The organism is Streptomyces sp. NPDC004031 (assembly GCF_053604375.1).
In genome coordinates, this window is record NZ_JBSGHL010000005.1 from 19701 (window position 1) to 38048 (window position 18348).

At 69.7% G+C, this 18348-nt stretch carries 14 protein-coding genes and 1 pseudogene; 8 read left to right on the forward strand and 7 right to left on the reverse strand.

The window, feature by feature from the left end; all coding sequences use genetic code 11:
• Positions 1 to 170 precede the first annotated feature (170 nt).
• From ACWERV_RS04305 to ACWERV_RS04325, 5 genes and pseudogenes are all read right to left on the reverse strand, one after another.
• The gene (locus ACWERV_RS04305) at positions 171 to 1568 is read right to left on the reverse strand and encodes a ricin-type beta-trefoil lectin domain protein (protein WP_452928569.1); all 1398 of its coding nucleotides are present in this window, start codon (positions 1566 to 1568) and stop codon (positions 171 to 173) included.
• 289 nt (positions 1569 to 1857) lie between these two features.
• Positions 1858 to 2349 (reverse strand): RICIN domain-containing protein, encoded by a 492-nt coding sequence (locus tag ACWERV_RS04310; RefSeq protein WP_452928929.1) that lies wholly within the window; start codon positions 2347 to 2349, stop codon positions 1858 to 1860.
• Positions 2329 to 3498, reverse strand: a pseudogene (locus tag ACWERV_RS04315) (glycoside hydrolase family 64 protein); the annotation flags it as partial. The pseudogene ACWERV_RS04315 and the gene ACWERV_RS04310, both read right to left, overlap by 21 nt.
• 119 nt (positions 3499 to 3617) lie before the next feature.
• Positions 3618 to 4709 carry a ricin-type beta-trefoil lectin domain protein gene (locus ACWERV_RS04320; RefSeq protein WP_452928570.1) on the reverse strand — a complete coding sequence of 364 codons (1092 nt, stop codon included), beginning with the start codon at positions 4707 to 4709 and terminating at the stop codon, positions 3618 to 3620.
• Between the two features lie 61 nt (positions 4710 to 4770).
• Positions 4771 to 7065: a ricin-type beta-trefoil lectin domain protein gene (locus ACWERV_RS04325; protein ID WP_452928573.1), complete on the reverse strand. Its 2295-nt coding sequence runs from the start codon at positions 7063 to 7065 to the stop codon at positions 4771 to 4773.
• A gap of 811 nt (positions 7066 to 7876) precedes the next feature.
• On the opposite strand from ACWERV_RS04325, the gene ACWERV_RS04330 reads away from it, so the two are divergent.
• Positions 7877 to 10492, forward strand: coding sequence for a lectin (locus ACWERV_RS04330; RefSeq protein ID WP_452928576.1), 2616 nt, complete (start codon positions 7877 to 7879; stop codon positions 10490 to 10492).
• Between the two features lie 166 nt (positions 10493 to 10658).
• Positions 10659 to 12656, forward strand: a complete 1998-nt coding sequence (locus ACWERV_RS04335; RefSeq protein WP_452928579.1) for a ricin-type beta-trefoil lectin domain protein — start codon at positions 10659 to 10661, stop codon at positions 12654 to 12656.
• Between the two features lie 109 nt (positions 12657 to 12765).
• Here ACWERV_RS04335 and ACWERV_RS04340 read toward each other — a convergent pair whose 3' ends face one another.
• The gene (locus tag ACWERV_RS04340) at positions 12766 to 13704 is read right to left on the reverse strand and encodes a GlxA family transcriptional regulator (protein ID WP_452928581.1); all 939 of its coding nucleotides are present in this window, start codon (positions 13702 to 13704) and stop codon (positions 12766 to 12768) included.
• Between the two features lie 199 nt (positions 13705 to 13903).
• On the opposite strand from ACWERV_RS04340, the gene ACWERV_RS04345 reads away from it, so the two are divergent.
• The 4 genes from ACWERV_RS04345 (at position 13904) to ACWERV_RS04360 (ending at position 15747) form a co-directional block, all read left to right on the forward strand.
• Positions 13904 to 14593, forward strand: coding sequence for a DJ-1/PfpI family protein (locus ACWERV_RS04345; protein WP_452928584.1), 690 nt, complete (start codon positions 13904 to 13906; stop codon positions 14591 to 14593).
• A gap of 64 nt (positions 14594 to 14657) precedes the next feature.
• Positions 14658 to 14975, forward strand: coding sequence for a hypothetical protein (locus ACWERV_RS04350; RefSeq protein WP_452928587.1), 318 nt, complete (start codon positions 14658 to 14660; stop codon positions 14973 to 14975).
• Positions 14972 to 15448: a DUF2269 family protein gene (locus tag ACWERV_RS04355; protein WP_452928590.1), complete on the forward strand. Its 477-nt coding sequence runs from the start codon at positions 14972 to 14974 to the stop codon at positions 15446 to 15448. Before ACWERV_RS04350 ends, ACWERV_RS04355 begins: the two co-directional genes overlap by 4 nt.
• A gap of 2 nt (positions 15449 to 15450) precedes the next feature.
• On the forward strand, positions 15451 to 15747 hold the full coding sequence (locus ACWERV_RS04360; RefSeq protein ID WP_452928932.1) for a DUF3817 domain-containing protein: 297 nt from the start codon (positions 15451 to 15453) through the stop codon (positions 15745 to 15747).
• A gap of 822 nt (positions 15748 to 16569) precedes the next feature.
• Here the strand turns inward: ACWERV_RS04360 and ACWERV_RS04365 are convergent.
• A complete protein-coding gene (locus ACWERV_RS04365) occupies positions 16570 to 17079 on the reverse strand; it encodes an ArsI/CadI family heavy metal resistance metalloenzyme (protein ID WP_452928592.1) in 510 nt (169 codons plus the stop codon).
• Between the two features lie 88 nt (positions 17080 to 17167).
• Here ACWERV_RS04365 and ACWERV_RS04370 point away from each other — a divergent pair, with 88 nt between their 5' ends.
• The gene (locus ACWERV_RS04370) at positions 17168 to 17551 is read left to right on the forward strand and encodes an ArsR/SmtB family transcription factor (RefSeq protein WP_452928595.1); all 384 of its coding nucleotides are present in this window, start codon (positions 17168 to 17170) and stop codon (positions 17549 to 17551) included.
• Positions 17548 to 18300, forward strand: coding sequence for an aquaporin (locus ACWERV_RS04375; protein WP_452928597.1), 753 nt, complete (start codon positions 17548 to 17550; stop codon positions 18298 to 18300). The genes ACWERV_RS04370 and ACWERV_RS04375 overlap by 4 nt, the downstream gene beginning before the upstream one ends.
• Positions 18301 to 18348 lie beyond the last annotated feature (48 nt).

An 18348-nucleotide genomic window follows, 5' to 3' on the forward strand; every position in this document is an offset into this window, starting at 1 on the left:
GAGCCCGACGACGGATCGCGGCACGGCCGAACCCGGTGTTCTCCGGAAAGTGCCCGGTGGCGGACGGCACGAGCACGACCCCGTCCCGCTGGGTACGCCCCGGCGCGCAGCTGCGCACGCCGGGTCGCCCGTACGCTCCGCCGGCACCTTCTGCGTAGGAGCCGTCAGGTTCAGGGAAGCGTCCAGTGCTGGTTGACGCCGCCGTCGCAGTCCCAGATGTCGAGCTGGGTGCCGTTGGTGGTGGCGAAGCCGGGATCGTCCAGGCACCTGCCGGAGGCCGGGTTGACCAGGCTGCCGTTCGCGCCCGGCTGCCAGACCTGGTTGCCGCCGCCGTTGCAGTCCCACAGCTCGACCAGCGAACCGTTCGACGTGGCGGCACCGGTGACGTCCAGGCACTTGCCGTTGACGGTCAGGGTGCTGCCGCTGCGGGTCCACTGCTGGGCCGGGGTCCCGTTGCAGTCCCACAGATCGGCCTTGGTGCCGTTCGCCGAGGCGCCCGCGAAGTCGTCCAGGCACTTGCCGGCCATCCCGGACGTCACCGGGCCGGTCCCGCCCGACGAGCCGCCGCTGCCGGCTCCGGTGAAGGCTCCGAGACCGTTGGGGGTGCCCAGGCCGGTCGGGCCGTCGTAGCCCGCTCCGGCGTTGCACAGGTAGGACGCGCCGCACGAGCCGTTGGAGCCCGAGGTGATGTCGTTGAGGCTTCCGGAGTGTGCGTACAGGACCGAGGCCGCCGGGTCGGCGGGCGCTCCGGCCAGCGCGTAGACGGCGGCGATCAGCGGGGAGGAGGCGCTCGTGCCGCCGACCACGAACCAGCCGCCCTGCCCGTAGGTGTCGTAGACCGCGACGCCGGTGCCGGGGTCGGCGACCGCCGAGACGTCGGAGACGCTTCGCCCGGAGCAGCCGGTGTCGTGCTGCCAGGACGGCTTGGCCTCGTAGGCCGAGCAGCCCGAACCCGCGCCGGACCATGCCGTCTCCGACCAGCCCCGCCCGGTGCCGGAGTTCTTCCGCAGCGAGGTGCCGCCGGCCGCGATCACGTACCGTGAGGTGGCCGGGAAGCTCGTCCCGTAACCGCTGTCGCCGGAGCTGGCGACCTCCACCACACCGGGGTGGTTGTAGGAGGAATCGGCGTTGTTGGCGCTGTCCCCGGTGCCCCAGCTGTTGGAGATGAAGTGTGCGCCGAGCGAGATCGCGGTGTTCTGTGCCGCGTCCAGGTTGCCGGACTCCACCACGAGGATGTGGCACAGCGGGCAGACCGCGGAGATGACATCGATGTCGAGCGACGCCTCGGTGCCCCAGCCGGAGTCCGGCGCCGGGTAGTTGCCCTGCTGGCCGCTGCCGTTGACCTTGCGGAAGCAGCCGTTCGCGGTGGTGCAGGCCGGCAGGCCGTACTGCGACCGGTAGGTCGCCAGGTCCGATTCGAGGGTGGGGTTGTCCGCCAGTTCGGTGACGGCCACCGTCGCCCCGCCGCCGTTTGAGGCCGCGGCCGACGCGATGTCGTAGGCGCTGCGCAGGTCCGCGGGACCGTACCCGGAGGGGGTCGCCAGCGGGGCGAGCGCGTTGTCGTGCACGGCGTGGACGTCCGTGCGTATCAGCGCGAAGCAGACCGGCGCTCCCGGGAACAAGGGCTTGGCACACGACGCGGGCGCGCTCGTCGCCCCACTGCTTGTCGTCGCCCGAGGAACGGCGGTGGCGTGTGCGACCGCCGGAGCCGCGAGGGCGATCCCGGCCGCTGCGGCTGACGCGGCAGCTCTACGGAGGAACTGTGTCATGGGTTTCCGCCTGTCGAGGGATGTTGATGACTTGGGCATGCCACGCGTCGAACCGGGAGGACCGACGCGCGGCGGACACCGGGGGCGCTCAGCCGGCGGCGAGCTGGAAGGACTGGTTGGAGCCGCCGTTGCAGGCCCACTGCTCCACGAGGGTGCCGTCCGCGGTCGAGGCGCCGGTGATGTCCAGGCATTTGCCGTTGGCACGGGACACCAGGTGGTACCGGCCGTCGGACTGGGCCACCGGCAGCCACTGCTGGTTGGCGCCGCCGTCCCGTGTCCAGGTGTCCAGGGCGGTGCCGTCCGCGCCGGAGCTCGCCGGATCGTCGATGACCTGGTTGTCGGCGGCGGAGTTGCGGTTGGCGATCGTGTAGTAGCCGCTGTCGGTGGGACGGAACTGCCACTGCTGGTTGGCCTGACCGCCGCAGGTCCACTGGAGCAGCGGGGTGCCGTTGGCCGTCCCGGCACCGGAGGCGTCCACGCACTTGCCCGAGTGGGCGGCCACCAGCTTGTACCAGGCCGAGGTGTCGACAGGCCCTGAGGGCGCTGTGCCCCCGCCGCCGTTCAGCGAGTCGAGCGTGATCGAGGCCGAGGACGGGCTGTCGTCGTGGACCAGCGACTCGTGGTTGCCGACGTCGTCGAAGGCGAAGGCGTACGCGTTGCCGTCGGCCATCTGGGCGTGCAGATACTTGGCGTAGTAGTTGGTGTCCGCGTCCCCGTAGAAGCCCGCGGTGCCGCTGTCGGGCTGGTCGGGGTCGGTGAGCAGCGTGGTGCGGTTGTAACCGGCGCACAGGGTTCGCGAGATCGGGCCGCGGACGAGGTCGTTGGGGGCGTCCAGCAGCTTGTAGCAGCCGAAGATGCTGTCCGAGTCGGGCTTCTGGAAGCTGGTGACGACGGCGCCCGAGGCGTTGGTGAAGTTCATCGTGTTGCCCGAGACCCGCCCGTAGTACCTGGTGCCCGGCTGATCGGCGAAGGGGGTGACCGTCAGCGTCGAGGTGCTGTACTTCGACCACACGCGGTTGACGTAGTCGTCCATCACGGTGGCGGGCAGGGCGCCGGACTCGATGCCGTGGCCGGGGTTCACGGCGCGCAGGATCGTGCCGTCGGAACGCTTCTGGACGAGACCCGCCCAGCCGCCGGGCTGGTTCTGCAGGGAGGTGAAGAAGGCGTTGTACCCGCCGGACTTCAGCGTGCCGGTGGTCCTGGTGCCGCCGGAGCCCGAGACGCCGACGGTGTACGGCACCGAGAACATGTCGACCTGCGTGCTGTTGATCCACAGCCCCGCGTCGTCGAGGGTGTACTCGGTCCAGTCGAACAGGATGTTGTGGTTGGGGTCGGACGGGTTCTGGACCGCGGGCTGCACCAGGCCGCCGGTGGTCAGCCGGAAGTCCAGCTTCTGGCCGAAGGAGAAGTAGATCCGGCCGGAGAACTTCGGGATGCGGAGGGTGGCGGACTGTCCGTTCGCCGGGCCGGCGATCGACGCGTCCGGCGCCGGGGTCGGCGGGTTGCCGCCCGCCGGCCAGGCGTGGAAGGTGCCGTTCGCGTCGGCCCAGCCCTGGCGGCCCGTGGAGAGCTGGGTGCCCAGGTCGTAGAGGTAGATCTGCTCGCTGCGACCGGAGTTGTTGGTGTAGGTCAGCGGGATCGTGTCGGGTACCGCCGCGTGGGCTCCGGGTGCGGTGGCGAGTACGGTGAGTCCGGCCGCGGCGAGAGCCGTGACGAGGAACGGTGTCAGAGTCTTCCGTGCGCTGGGCACGTGTCCTCCTGGTGGGGGGATGGGACGACCGGGTCCGGGGCAGGAACCGGTTCGCAGTCGGCGACCGTCCTGCCCCGGGTGTCATGCGTACGTGCCTGTCATGCTCCGGGGGTGGACCACTTCTGGTTTGCGCCGCCGTTGCAGTCCCAGATCACCGTCTGCGTGCCGTCGGTGGTGGAGGAGGCGGGGTCGTCGAGGCAGCGGCCGGAGACCGGGTTGCGGTAGCCGCCGTTGTACGGCTGCCACTGCTGGTTGGCGCCGCCGTTGCAGTCCCACAGCTCGACCTTGCTGCCGTTGGCGGTTGCCGCGCCGGTCACGTCCAGGCACTTGCCCAGGGCGCGCAGCGTCCCGTCCGGCACGGCGGTCCAGGACTGGGCGCCGGTGCCGTTGCAGCCCCAGATCTGCACGGCGGTGCCGCTGGCGCTGCTGCCGGAGTTGACGTCCAGGCACTTTCCGGCGACGCCGGACCGGACCGGACCGCCGACGGCGACCGGGGGTTTGATCCACCCGGCGCTGTCCGCGGCCTGGATGCCGGCGTTGAAGGCGTCGGCCATCTTGCTGAAGCCGTTGTCGTTGGGGTGCAGCGCGTCGGAGAGGTCTGCGGTGGTCAGAGCGCTCATGTCGACGAGGCGGACGTGCTGACCCGCGGCCTGCTTGGCCTGGACGATGCCGGGGAGCTTGGCGTTGAAGGCCGGCCGGTTCGGTTCCTCGGTGGCGTTGGTGGAGACGATCAGGGTGCCGACCAGGACGGTCGCGTCGGGGGCGTCACTGGTGAGCTGGTCGATCAGGGCACTGAGCCGGTCGGTGGCGGTGGGGACCTGGTAGTTCTGGTTCAGGTCGTTGGTACCGATCTCCAGGGTGATCACATTGGGCCGGTACTGGGCCAGGACCGCATCGGCTATGCCCGCGATCTGGTCGATCCGCCAGCCGGAGTGGCCCTCGTTGTCGGGGTCGGACATCGGGCCGTTCCGGCCGGAGCCCACGAAGTCCAGGGGGTGTCCCTCGGCTGCCAGCTCGTTCCACAGGAAGCCGCGGTAGCTGTTGCCCGACGGGCTGCCGACACCCCAGGTGATCGAGTCGCCCAGCGGCATCACCCGCAATGACGCGGGCGCCGCGGCTGCCCGTGGCTGGGCCGCCGCTGTACCGGCCATCGCCGGCAGCGTCACGCCCAGGCTGAGGGCAACCGTCATCGCCGCAACCGTTCCTGTTTGTCTGATCCTCATGCGTCCTCCTCTGCCGTGCGGGGTGGGGTCAGGTGGTGGGAACAGTCCAGCGCTGGTTGTTGCCGGTGTTGCAGTCCCAGATCTCCAGTTGGGTACCGTCGGTGGTGCTGGCGTTGGGGACGTCGAGGCAGCGGCCGGACTGGGGGTTGACCAGGGCGCCGGTCGAGGCGGTGTAGGTCCACTTCTGGTTGTTGCCGCCGTTGCAGTCCCACAGCTCGACCAGGGTGCCGTTGGCGGTGCCGCCGTTGCCGGTGACCTCCACGCACTTGCCCAGGACCTTGAGGGTGCCGTCGGTTCCGACGGTGACCTGCTGGGCGGCGGTGTTGTTGCACGTCCAGATCTGGATCTTGTTGCCGTTGGTGGTCGAACCGGTGTCGTTGTCCAGGCACTTCCCGCCGTTCGCCGACACCACCGCCCCGGTGCCGCCCGGGGTGCCTCCGGTGCCGCCGCCGGTGCCGGGAGTGATCGCGAGGTTGTCGAACTGGTCGGTGCGGTAGCCCTGGATGCCGAGACCCGCCTGCCCGCTGGAGAAGGAGGTGTCGGTCACCGAGCCGAACTGGTTGCCGTCGAGCTTTGCGCTGATGGTGGAGCCCTGGAAGGTGAAGGACAGGTTGTGCCAGGTGCCGGTGCCCAGCGCGGTGGTGGTGCCGGTGGCCAGCGTGTGGTTGGAGCCGTCGGTGTACATCTTCTCGATCCACCACTGACCGGTGTCGCGGATCCGCAGGTAGTAGGCGTTCATGTGGGACTGGGGACGCTGCTGGGTGTTGGCCCGGCCGAGCAGTTCGGTGGTGCCGGCGCTTCGCAGCAGGACGTCGGAGCTGACGGTGTAGTTCGCCCAGGTCGGGTCGCCGATCAGAGCGTAGGAGTCGGAGTCGTCCTGCCATTCGATCGGCTTGACCGGTGCCATCTGCTGGACGCACTGCCCGCTGCGGCCGGTGCAGGGCTGGACCTCGAAGGAGCCCTGCATGTCGGACAGGTACCTGGCCTCGGTGCCGTTGCCGTAGCTGTCGTAGGTGTCGGAGTACGGCAGCGCGAGCGCGTGGTCGGCGGGCGCGGTCGCGGTGCCCTTGCCGCCGCCGCCGAGGGTGGTGACGGTGTAGACGTAGCCGGGCTGCATGGTCAGCGAGTACGAGCCGTTGCTCGGCGTGATGTCCTGGGTGTGGACGAACGAGGTCGCGGTGCTCGGATTGTTGACGTCGGTCGACCAGACGTGCACGGTCCCGGTGGACAGACCGCCCTTGACGTTGAAGTTCACCGTCTGCGACGAGGTGGAGGTCGTGGTCTCCAGGATCGTCGAGTAGTCCGAGGTGGTGTTGGACTTCACCGTCACATAGGTGCCGTTGTTCTCGTTCCCGCCGAGGTAGCCCGACGCGGAGTCGATGAACTTCCAGCCGGGCTGGGTGAACTGGGTGACCTGCGCGGTCGCCCAGGTGCTGGCGCCGATCGTGTAGTGCCCCGACCAGGGCGACGCGGCGGTGGCCAGGCCGACGGTGTTGTAGGGCAGGTTCGGGTAGATCGCCGCGATCAGTGGCCAGTTGAAGTAGCTGGTCATCTTCGCGTCGACGTACCCGCGGGTGATCGCACGGATCAGCGCCGGGGCGCCGGTGTTCATGTCCTGCGAGCCGTTCTCGCTGTCCCACAGCGGCTTGCCGTTGTTCTTGGCCGCCGTGGTGCTGGAGCAGCTCTTCGCGTCGCCGCCGTCACCGCCGTTGCAGGAGTAGTGCGCGCCGATGATCGACACCGCGTCGTTGAAGGCGGAGTTGCCGGCCATGTCGTCCGCGACACCCCACCCGGAGTCGTCGGCGACCAGCTGCACGCTGCCGTAGCCGTGCGCGTTGAGGGCGGACCGCAGCTGGACGAACCAGTTCGCGTCGTGGCCGCGCTCGTTCCAGCCGCCGAGGTACTTGATGGTGAGGTCGTGCTGCTTGGCGCAGTCCAGCCAGGAGATCAGGTAGTTGATGGTGTCGGTGGACCAGAAGCCGCCGTTGATCCACCCGGGCGCGGCCCACGCCAGGCCGTAGAGCCCGATGTTCGGATTGCGGGCCTTGGCCTGCTCGCCGAGCCAGAACTCGTAGCCCGCGTTGCAGTTGATCGTGCCCCGCGCGTGCTCGATCGACGGCTCGGAGCCGTCGGTGGAGTTCGCGTCGCCGCCGATCTCCAGCTTCAGCAGCTGCAGGTTCGCCCCGTAGCCGGGCTTGAACATGTAGTCCAGGATCTGCGACTGCTGCGCGGCCGGATAGTCCGTCAGCAGCCGGGAGTTACCCCCGCCACCGCTGATCGCCCCGATCCCGTCGAACGTCCGCCCGCTCTGGGCGCCGTCCACCGTGATCGTTGTCGTCGCCGCCTGCGCCGGAGCGACGGCGACAGCGAGAAGCGCGGCGAGGAGCGTAAGTACCCATAGCGGGGTGAATATCCATAGTCGTGACATGAGTGACAACCTTTGCAGGAGGGGGTGGCGGAAAGCGTGTGATCGTGTTCATTTGCCGGTCGAGACCCTGACGGGAGAACAGAAACGAACAGCTCGCAGGGACTGCACCCGCACGGCGCGACCGCAGGGCCGGCCGGCAGCGGTCGGACGATGCCGATGGACAATCGACTCTGACAACGTTGTCGGTGCGAGAGACATGGCACCTGATCAGCGGACATGGGAGCTCCCTCACTATCCGACCGACCCCGGCGGGGTGCACTGGTGACTACGGGAGAGCGCTCCCCGAAGCTAGTCAGCGACCATGCTCGCGTCAATGGTCTGGACAAATGGTCGGACTGCTCGACCGCCGACCGCCGAACGCCTCCCCGCGTGAGCGCGCTCCCACGGTGCGGGCACGACGGTACGCATCGGCACCTTCATCCCGGTGGGCGTCCGTGGGCGCCGACCGCTCGCCATGCACCTGACCTGGAATCAGGCACCGATCGGGTGGAACGAGGGCCGCGCGGCGCCGACCCTCGACGCCGAAAGCGCCCCCGGTCCCGCCGCACTGTCACATGCATACGCCTTTTCCTCCGATGTCTGTTGAGTCGTGTGCGCAATTTCGGTCGAATGCGTTGACAGATGTTCAGGAACTGCCCTTTGCTGTGCGGAACTCACCCCCGCCAGTTCAGCAACAGCCGTGCCTCAGGCACCTGGAGCCGCGAAGATGAAGCGATGGCGTATCCCTCTCGCAACCTGCCTGCTCGTTCTCGGACTGGCCGCCCCGGCCACTTCCGCTCATGCCGCAAGCGCGGCCCCGGCCGCGGTCAGTGATCCGGCGTCCCTGGTCAATCCGCTGCTGGGCACCTCCAACGGCGGGAACACCTTCCCCGGCGCCGACACGCCGTTCGGGATGGTCTCGTGGAGCCCCGACACGCCCTCCCGCCCGCCCGGCGGTGACTACGCATACTCCGACAACGTTGTCACAGGGTTCAGCCTCAACCACATCTCCGGACCCGGCTGCGGCGCGATGGGCGACATCCCCGTCCTGCCCACCACCGGAAACGTTGACGGCAATGCCACCGCCGGATACAGCCACAGCCACGAGTCGGCGAGCGCGGGCGCCTACGCGGTCACCCTGAACAACGGGGTGAAGACCGAGCTGACCGCCACCGCCCGCTCCGGCATGGCACGCTTCACCTTCCCCGCCACCACCCAGGCCAACCTGCTGTTCAAACTCAACGCCGACAAGGCCACCAACCTGCACTTCAACCGCGTCAGCAGCACCGAGGTGAGCGGTTCGGTCGACGCCGGGCTGTTCTGCGCGTCCGCCCCGTCCTACACCGCCTACTTCGACATGGTCTTCGACCAGCCGATGACCTCCAACGGCAGCTTCAACGGCGGCGACTCGGTCACCTTCAACACCACCTCCAACCGGGTGGTGCAGGCCAAGGTCGGCCTGTCCTACGTCTCGATCGCCGGCGCCACGGCCAACCGCACGGCCGAGAACGGCAGCTGGGACTTCGACGGCACCCGCACCGCCGCGCACAACGCGTGGAATTCCGTGCTCGGCCGGATCGCGATCGCTGGCGGCACCTCCGACCAGCAGAAGGTCTTCTACACCTCGCTCTACCACGCGCTGCTGCACCCGAACCTGCTCAGCGACAGCGACGGCCGCTACCTCGGCTTCGACCACCAGGTGCACACCGTCTCGGGCGGCCAGAAGGCGCAGTACGGCACCTACTCCGGCTGGGACATCTACCGCACCCAGGCACAGCTGGAGGCGCTGGTCGCCCCGCAGCAGGCGTCGGACAGCGCGCAGTCGCTGGTCAACGACTACGCGCAGGCCGGATTCTTCCCCAAGTGGTCGCTGAACTCCGCCGAGACCCAGGTGATGAACGGCGACCCGGGCCCGGCGATCGTCGCGGACTACTACGCCTTCGGCGCACGGAACTTCGACACCGCCGCCGCCAAGGCCGACATGGTCAAGGAGGGCACCACCACGAACCCGATCCGGATGGGCCTGGACCTCCAGACGAAGTACGGCTACCTCCCCTCGGACGGCACCTACCCGCACGACTTCTACGGCTCGGTGGCCACCTTGCTGGAATACAGCGCGCAGGACTTCGCCACCTCGGCCTTCGCCAAGGCGCTGGGCGACACCACCACGGCCTCGCAGTTCGCCAACCGCGCCCAGGACTGGCGCAACGTCTTCAACACCGGCAGCGGCTTCATGCAGCCCAAGCAGCTGAACGGATCCTGGAAGGGCAGCTTCGACCCCACCAGCAGCGACCAGTTCGTGGAGGGCACGTCCTGGCAGTACACCGGCGCGGTGCCGCACAACGTCCGCGGCCTCGCCGACGCCATGGGCGGCAACGCGAAGTACGCCGGCTATCTCGACAGCGTCCTCTCGGACTTCCACGGCTCCGGCGGCGCGCACGCCGACCTCGGCAACGAGCCCTCCATCGAACTGCCCTGGGAATACGACTACATCGGCCAGCCCTGGAAGACCCAGAAGACCGTCCGCCAGGTCCAGGACCAGCTCTGGCCCGACAACCCCGCCAACTGGGGCGTCGGCAACGACGACCTGGGCACCATGAGCGCCTGGTACGTGTGGTCCGCGATGGGCTTCTACCCCGAGACCCCCGGCACCGCCGACCTCGCCCTGGGCAGCCCCCTGTTCACCTCCGTCGACGTGACCCTCGGCAGCGGCGGCCACATCCTCGTCAACGCCCCCTCCGCGGCCGACAACGCCCCGTACGTCCAGAACGCCACCCTCAACGGCGCCAACTGGAACAACGCCTACCTCCCCCCGTCCTTCGCCACCAGCGGCGGCACCCTCAACCTCACCCTCGGCACCAGCGCCAACACCGGCTGGGCCACCGCCGCGTCCTCCGCCCCGCCCTCCTACAACGGCGACGGCGGCAGCAAGCCCCCGGGGCCGCCGGTGAGCCGCACCGGGCCGGTCACGTCCGACATCTCCGGCAAGTGCCTGGACGACAACGCCGGTTCGACCGACGACGGCTCCCACATCCAGTCCTGGTCGTGCAACAACAGCGCCGCCCAGCAGGTCACCGTGGGCGCGGACGGCACGCTGCGGCTCCTCGGCAAGTGCGTGGACGTCGCCTTCGGCGGCACCGGCAACAACACCCTGGTGCAGCTGTGGGGCTGCGACGGCACCGGCAGTCAGCTGTGGACGTACAACTCCGGCACCAAGGCCCTGGTCAACCCCCAGTCCGGCCGCTGCCTCGACATCCCCGACTCCAGTACGACAGACGGCACCCAACTGCAGATCTTCGACTGCAACGGCACCAACGCCCAGCGCTGGAACCTCCCTTCCTGACACTGCGCCTACCGCCCCGGTGTGGTGGACGCCCCTCGGCGAGCACCACCGCGCTCGCCGGGGACACCTCCGCGGCCTTCCCCCCGCACACCGATGGCCTACGCCGCCCCGGCGGATTCAGTCCCCCCGGGGCGGCGTAGGCCGATCCCCCCAAGGAGCTGTGAACGTGTCCCACAACCTGGTCGGACGTCATCCGAACCCTTTGAGCGCCCTCCCCCGGCGGCGGTCGCGGCTGCTCGTCGGCCTGGGCGCGCTGGCCCTGGCAGCAGCGGGCGTGTCCGGTGTCGGGCAGTCCGCCACCCCGGCCGACGCGGCGAGCGGCACCGCCCGGCCGACGCTGACCTTCGCCAACGCCGCGACGCAGGCGACGCTGGGCGCGGCGTACACCAAGGCGCTGACCAACCTGCTCGACACGAACACGGTGTCGTACGACCCGTCCGTCTACAACTCCTCCGGGCTGATGACGAGCAACCCGCAGACCTTCATCCGGGCGGGCGGCGGCTACGCGCAGCCGTGGACCCGGGACGCGGCGGTCAACTCCTGGAATGCCGCGAGCCTGCTGGAGCCGAGGCAGGCCGCGAACACCTTGTGGTCGGCGGTGGTCAGGCAGTCGAACGGGCAGCTGATCGTCCAGCAGGACAACGAGCAGTGGGACCAGGTCGTATGGGCGGTCGGCGCCTGGAACCACTACCTGGTCACCGGAGACCAGAGCTTCCTGGCCAACGCCTACCAGACGGCGGTCAACACCCTCACCACCCGCAAGAACGCGAACTACAACTCGTCCTACGGCCTGTTCCAGGGCCCCGCGTTCTTCAACGACGGCATCGCCGGATACCCGGCCCCGCCCGCGGACAGCACCGAGAGCCACGGCGGCTACGTCGGCGACTACTCGGCGACTTCCACGATGATGACGCTCAGCACCAACGCGGTGTACTACCAGGCCTACCGCAGCGCCGCGCTGATGGCCTCGGCCCTCGGCAAGTCCGCCGGTGAGGTGAGCGCCCTCAACTCCCAGGCCGACAGCCTCAAGAGCGCGATCAACAACCATTTGTGGAACGCCGGCAAGGGCCTGTACGGCTACTTCGTCCACGGCAACGACAGCATGTCGGGCCAGCTGGACCAGACCGAGGAGGGCACGGGTCTGTCCTTCGCCATCCTCTTCGGCATCGCCGGTCCCAGCCAGGCGCGGTCCATCATGCAGAACGCGCACCTCCAGCCGTACGGCATCGTCGACACCTACCCCAACTACGCCCGCTACAGCGACGCCAGGCCCGGCCGCCACAATGTCGTGGTCTGGCCGATGGTCCAGGGCTACTGGGCGGACGCGGCCGCGCAGTCCGGCAACCAGGCGCGGTTCGCCAACGAGGTCCAGCAGCTCGCCGGACTCGCCAACTCCAGCGGGCAGTTCGCCGAGATCTACAACGCGCAGACCGGCGCGGTGGACGGCGGCTGGCAGACCGGCGGCCACTGGGGCGCGGCCCCCGACCAGACCTGGTCGGCGACCGCCTACCTGCGGATGATCGACACCGACCTGTTCGGCATGAAGTTCACCACCGGCGGCATCAGCTTCCAGCCCACCCTGCCCGCAGGCTGGGGCGACACCACCCTGAACGGCGTCACGTACCGGGGCGCGACGCTGAACATCGCGCTGCACGGCTCCGGCAACACCATCAGCTCCTTCAAGCTCGACGGCACGGCGACCTCCGCGAACTCGGTTCCCGCCTCGCTGACCGGCACGCACTCGGTGGACATCACCCTGTCCGGCGCGCAGCCGCTGCCCAGCACCGGCACCATCCTGTCCGACGTCAACAGCAACAAGTGCGTCGACGCCAACGCCAACTCCTCCGCCAACGGCACGGCCGTCCAGATGTGGGACTGCAACGGCACCACCGCCCAGACCTGGACCCGCCAGGCCGACGGCACGATCCGGGTCAACGGCGCCTGCCTCGACATCAACGGCGCCGGGACCGGCGACCACGCACCGGTCCAGCTGTGGACCTGCAACGGCGGTGGCAACCAGAAATGGACCGTCGTCAACAGCACCCTGGTCAACCCTGCCTCCGGGAAATGCCTCGACGACCCCGGGTACAAGGCCGACAACGGCACTCAGCTCGACATCTGGACCTGCGACAACGGAGCCAACCAGCACTGGGCCATCCCCTGACCGCAGCACAGCCGCATCCGGCGGGCGCCGCTGCCGCGGTGCCCGCCGCTGCCGTGCGTGACAGGTTGGCGTGATGTCATCGGCTTGACGGCGGTTCCGAGTCGCTGACTCAGCTGAAGGTGCGCCGGTAGGTTTGCGGGCTGACGCCGGTGGTGCGTTTGAAGCGGTCGCGGAACGTCGTCGGCGACCCGAAGCCGACCTGGTCGCCGATGCGCTCCACCGAGTGGTCTGTGGTTTCCAGCAGGTGCTGTGCTTGGCGGATGCGGGCCCGGTGGAGCCACTGGAGCGGGGTGGTGCCGGTCTGGTCGCGGAACCGCCGGATCAGGGTCCGGGTGCTGGTACCGGACTGCGCGGCGATGTCGGCCAGCGTGAGGTCGCGGGCCAGGTTTGCCCTCAGCCAGCTGAGCAGTGCCTCCAGTTCTGAGCCCTGAGGTGCGGGGGTGTGGTCGTGGACGATGAACTGCGCCTGGCCGCCTTCGCGTTCGAGCGGCATCACCGACAGGCGGGCGGCGTCGGCGGCGACCGCGGAGCCGTAGTCACGGCGGATCATGTGCAGGCACAGGTCCATGCCCGCGGCTGCACCGGCCGAGGTGAGGAACTGGCCGTTGTCGACGTAGAGGACGTCCGGGTCGACGTCGACGTCCGGGTGCAGGGTGGCCAGAAGCCCGGCCGCGCTCCAGTGGGTGGTGCCGCGCAGCCCGTCGAGGAGCCCGGTGGAGGCCAGGGGGAATGTGCCCGTGCAGATCGAGGCGATCCGGGTGCCGTCGGCGGCGGCCGACCGCAGCGCGTCGCGCACGGCGGGGGAGAGTGGAGCCGTGGGGTCGGTGACACCCGGGACGATGATCGTGTCGGCGTCCTGGAGGCCCTTCAGATCCCAGGGCGCGCGCAGGGTGAAAGCTCCGGCGTCGACCTCCTCGCGCTCGGCGCACACGCGGACCTGGTAGCCGGGTCGCCCGTCGGGCAGGCGGGTCCGCGAGAAGACCTCGATCGGGGTGGACAGATCGAAGGGGATCACCTGGTCCAGCGCGAGAACGGCGACCGTGTGCATGGCAGGAATCTACCTCCTCACCGCTCGATGGAATGGTCCTCAATCAGGGCATTCTCATTGTCGCCGCACGTCCGAGGCCCTGGAAGCACCTGGCATTTATCCGTTGAAGGATGTCATTAATGCCACTGGGCGTCTGACGTGGCAGGGGGTTGACTTCGACGTGTCCGAGCTGAAGGAACGCGATCCCGAAGGAACGCTCATGCACGTGCAGATCGTCTTGTTCGACGGTTTCGACCCACTCGACGTCGTCGCTCCCTACGAGGTGCTGTACGCCGGCGGTCAGGCATCGGGCGGCGCGGTGACGGTCGAGCTGGTCTCCGCGGAGGGCCCCCGGGAGGTGACCAGCGGCACCAGGGGGCTGGCGCTGTACGCCGCGGGCGCACTCGACCTGCAGCGTGCGGACATGCTCCTGATTCCCGGCGCCTCCGGTCGCGTCGGCGAGCCCGGCGAGGTTCCCGAAGAAGAAGCGGGCACCGGCGAGCGGCAGCAGGACGAGCTCATCCCCGTACTGCTGGGCCGCACACTGACCACCGAGCTGCCTGCGCTCCTCGAACGGGCCATGGACGACCGGAGCGTCACGGTCGCCACGGTCTGCGGTGGCTCGCTCGTCCTGGCCATGGCCGGACTGCTGGAGGGACGGCACGCCACCACCCACCACATGGGACTGGACATGCTGGACGCCACCGGCGCCCACGCGGTCCGCGCCCGGATCGTGGACGACGGTGACCTCATCACCGGTGCCGGCGTCACCTCCGGGCTCGATCTGGGCCTGTACCTGCTGGAGCGGGAGGTCGGCCCCCGCGTCGCGCACGCCGTCGAAGAGCTGTTCTCCCACGAGCGGCGCGGCACCGTCTGGCGCGCCCAGGGCCCGACGCCCACCCCGCTCTGATCACTCGGCCCTCGCAGGGTCAGTCCCTCACCATCCTCCGCGCACAGTCAGGAAGAACATCAGCATGTCCGTCGAAGGCACCTGGAACCTGTCCATCTCCACCCCCATCGGCAAGATCAAGGCCGTGGTCGAACTCCGCGAACACGACGGCACCCTGTCCGGCGTCGCCCGCGGGGCCGGCGAGGAGGTACCACTCGTCGACATCACCCTCGACGGCGAGCGGCTCACCTGGAAGCAGGCCATCACCAAGCCCATACGGCTCAACCTGGCGTTCGACGTGAGGGTCGACGGCGAAACCCTTCAGGGCACCTCCAAGGCCGGCCGCCTGCCGTCCTCGAAGGTCACCGGCACGCGCCGGACCGTCCCGGAGCACCAGGCGTGACCAAGCTCCTTCTGTCCTTGCACGTCCTGGCTGCCCTCGTCGCCGTCGGACCCGTCACCGTCGCCGCGAGCATGTTTCCTGCGACGCTGCGCCGCGCCCTCGGCGACTCCGGAGACGGCGAGGCCCGTACGACCCTGCGGACACTGCACCGCATCTGCCGGGTCTACGCAGGAATCGCAATCGCCGTTCCGCTCTTCGGCTTCGCCACCGCCGGCAGTCTCGGCGTCCTCGGCGACACCTGGCTGATCACCTCGATCCTGCTGACAGCCGCGGCCGCCGCCGTCCTGGCTCTGCTGATCCTGCCCGCGCAGGACCGCGCACTGGCCGAGGCAACGAGTTCCACCTCGCCGCTGCCGGCCGCGGACCCATTGACGCCGGGCCGTCTCGCCATGACGACCGGATTCTTCAATCTCCTCTGGGCCACGGTCACCGTACTGATGATCATCCGTCCCGGCTCCACCACAGGGGTGTGACCATGCGCATCCGCTCTCCGCGCCACCTGCGCATCGCGGCCCACGCCGAGCTGATCTCCCTGACCGTGCTGCTGGCCAACCTCTTCACCGTCCACCTCAGACCCGTTTCATCCTTGACGGGCCCCACCCATGGCTGCGCCTATCTGTTCGTTGTGGTCGCGACCTGGCGCCTCGAGCGGGCCCCGTCCGCCGCCAAAGCCCTTGCCGTCGTTCCCGGCATCGGCGGGCTGCTGGCGCTGCGACAGCTCGACCGCGTCGGCACGGCCCGCGACCGGCCGGAAGGAGTTGTCCCCTCATGAACCTTGCGCGGGGTTCAGCAGCAGTTGATCACGTGCGAGAACCGTGCGCGCGACCGGGGCGGTGACGAGTCCGCGCTCAGGCCGCGCCCGGAAGTGCCGGGTCGAGCACGCCCGTCAGCCTGTCCTCGTGGGTGTCGGTTTCCCAGCCCAGTGGCGGGCGAGCTTTTCCAGCGTCATCTCCACGCGCCGCCCGTCCGCGGCCCGCTCAGCCAGTTCCACGGCCCCGACTCCAACCTGCGGGTCCGCCTCGCCGTCAACGCCGACTTCCTCCTCCCCCACTTCGCCGGCGCGAACTCGCCGTCAGCGACGACGTCGTGTTCATCGCCGAGGACGGCCAGGAGGGCCACCCCCTGACCAAAGCCCGCGACCTCTTCTCCTGGGCCTGAACCGCCCTGCCGTCCAGCACGCGCGAACCCCACCGGACTCCCCTGCGGCCGCATCCGCCTGAGCTGGGCGCCCGCCACCCCCGCGGGCTGGAGCGTCCACGGGGCCGACCAGCACCGGTACGCCCTGTGCAGCGTCGCGCCGCTCGCCCTTACGGCCGGTGCCCTCGGTGCGTACCTGATCATCCGGCGGCAGGACGCCGCGACCGACCGCGCTGTCCTTGATCGGCTCCTCGTGAACCCGGTTTCGCGATGCCGAAGCCCTCGCGGCGGAGCTTGGGTCTCGCCCCGCCGCCGTGCGGCTGAGCATGCGGCGTCCGGCCCGTTCCGGCCAGGTCACCCAGGACGCCGAACCAGGCGTAGGCCGTTGCCCGCGAACTTCTAGGCTTGGGCACGGCCGACTCTTCGGTGCCCTCCCCGCTGTCCTCCGGCGGCGCGGTCAGCTCCCGCACGCGCAACCGGCCGTGACCTTCAGCTCGGCCGGGCTCTGGGCGGGGTCGACGGCCTGCTCGTCCGGAGTGCGGCGGGTGGTGGTGCCGCAGCAGGCGTCCGCTGCGCCCTCGGCGCTCTTGCCGAGGGTGTCGGCGTCGGCCTTGACCACGTAGACCTCCCAGGGCTCCTTGCCCGGACCGGTCACCCAGGTCTTGTCCTGGAGGGCGTAGCAGCAGGAGGTGTCGTTCTCCTCGAAGGTGGCCAGTCCGGCCTCCTGCAGCCGCGTGGTGGCGGCGGTGACCTGCTCGGTGCTCCCGACCTCGACGCCGAGGTGGTCGAGGCGGGTCTCCTGGCCGGCGTCGCCTTCGAGGAGGACGAGCTTGAGCGGGGGCTCGGTGATCGCGAAGTTCGCGTAGCCGGGGCGGAGCTTGGTCGGCTCGGTGCCGAACAGCTTGGAGTAGAAGGCGATCGAGCCTTCGAGGTCGGCGACGCGCAGGGCGAGCTGAACACGGGACATGGCGGGCTCCTGATCCGAGATCCTTGTTTCGACATTCGTCGATACAGCGAGCTTGCCTCACCGATTCGATGAGTGTCAACATAGACGCATGTCGAATTCAGAGCTGGTCGTCCTCGGGCAGGACGAGGCCGTGGTCTGCTGCTCGCCGATGGTCCGCGAGCCGCTGAGCGAGGAAGCCGCCGTCGACCTGGCGAAGATGTTCAAGGCGCTGTCGGACCCGGTCCGGCTGCGGCTGCTGTCGCTGATCGCCTCCCACGAGGGCGGCGAGGCGTGCGTCTGCGACCTGACCGGCCCCTTCGACGTCTCCCAGCCGACCATTTCCCACCACCTGAAGGTGCTGCGCGAGGCGGGCCTGGTCGGCTCCGAGCGGCGCGGCACCTGGGTCTACTACTGGGTGCTGCCTACGGCCCTGGCCAGGCTCTCCTCCCTGCTGCAGGCTCCGGCCGGCTCGACCGCGGGAACGGCGGGATGACCGCGATGGCGACGCTCGGCCGCCGGGCGGCCGCGGAGTTCGTCGGGACCGGCGCGCTGGTCGCCGTCGTGGTCGGCTCCGGCACCCAGGCCACCAGGCTCACCGGGGACGTCGGGCTGCAGCTGCTGGCCAACTCGACCGCGACGGTGTTCGGCCTCGGTGTGCTGATCGCGCTGCTCGGCCCGGTCTCCGGCGCGCACTTCAACCCGGTGGTCACCCTGGCCGCCTGGTGGACCGGCCGCCGCGGTGGCGAGGACCCGACCGCGCGGGAGGTCGCGGCCTACGTCCCGGCCCAGATCGCCGGAGCGATCGGCGGCGCCGTGCTCGCCGATGCGATGTTCGCCGAGCCACTGGTGCGCTGGTCCACCCACGCCCGCTGGTCCGGACACCTGTGGCTGGGCGAGGTCGTCGCCACCGCCGGACTGGTCCTGCTGATCTTCGGCCTGGCCCGGGTCGGCCGCGCGCACCTGGTCCCGGTCGCGGTCGCCGCGTACATCGGCGCCGCGTACTGGTTCACCTCCTCCACCAGCTTCGCCAACCCCGCGGTCACGATCGGCCGGGCGTTCACCGATACCTTCGCCGGGATCGCCCCCGCCTCCGTGCTGCCCTTCATCGCCGCCCAGCTCGTCGGCCTCGTCGTCGGCATCGGTCTGGTCACCGCGCTGTTCGGCCGCACCGCCCCGGCCTCCGACGCCGAAGACGTGGTCGTACCGCACGGCGATCACCACCCCGTCAGCGTCGGCCACTGAACCCCCGCTCTCCTGCTCCGCCCTCCCTCCCCGAAGGACGAATTCCCC

Coding starts and splice junctions, on each gene's coding strand:
- ACWERV_RS04320 (WP_452928570.1), bottom strand. CDS start 4,709: ATGACGGTTGCCCTCAGCCTGGGCGTGACGCTGCCGGCGATGGCCGGT.
- ACWERV_RS04330 (WP_452928576.1), top strand. CDS start 7,877: ATGAAGCGATGGCGTATCCCTCTCGCAACCTGCCTGCTCGTTCTCGGA.
- ACWERV_RS04340 (WP_452928581.1), bottom strand. CDS start 13,704: ATGCACACGGTCGCCGTTCTCGCGCTGGACCAGGTGATCCCCTTCGAT.
- ACWERV_RS04345 (WP_452928584.1), top strand. CDS start 13,904: ATGCACGTGCAGATCGTCTTGTTCGACGGTTTCGACCCACTCGACGTC.
- ACWERV_RS04350 (WP_452928587.1), top strand. CDS start 14,658: ATGTCCGTCGAAGGCACCTGGAACCTGTCCATCTCCACCCCCATCGGC.
- ACWERV_RS04360 (WP_452928932.1), top strand. CDS start 15,451: ATGCGCATCCGCTCTCCGCGCCACCTGCGCATCGCGGCCCACGCCGAG.
- ACWERV_RS04365 (WP_452928592.1), bottom strand. CDS start 17,079: ATGTCCCGTGTTCAGCTCGCCCTGCGCGTCGCCGACCTCGAAGGCTCG.
- ACWERV_RS04370 (WP_452928595.1), top strand. CDS start 17,168: ATGTCGAATTCAGAGCTGGTCGTCCTCGGGCAGGACGAGGCCGTGGTC.
- ACWERV_RS04375 (WP_452928597.1), top strand. CDS start 17,548: ATGACCGCGATGGCGACGCTCGGCCGCCGGGCGGCCGCGGAGTTCGTC.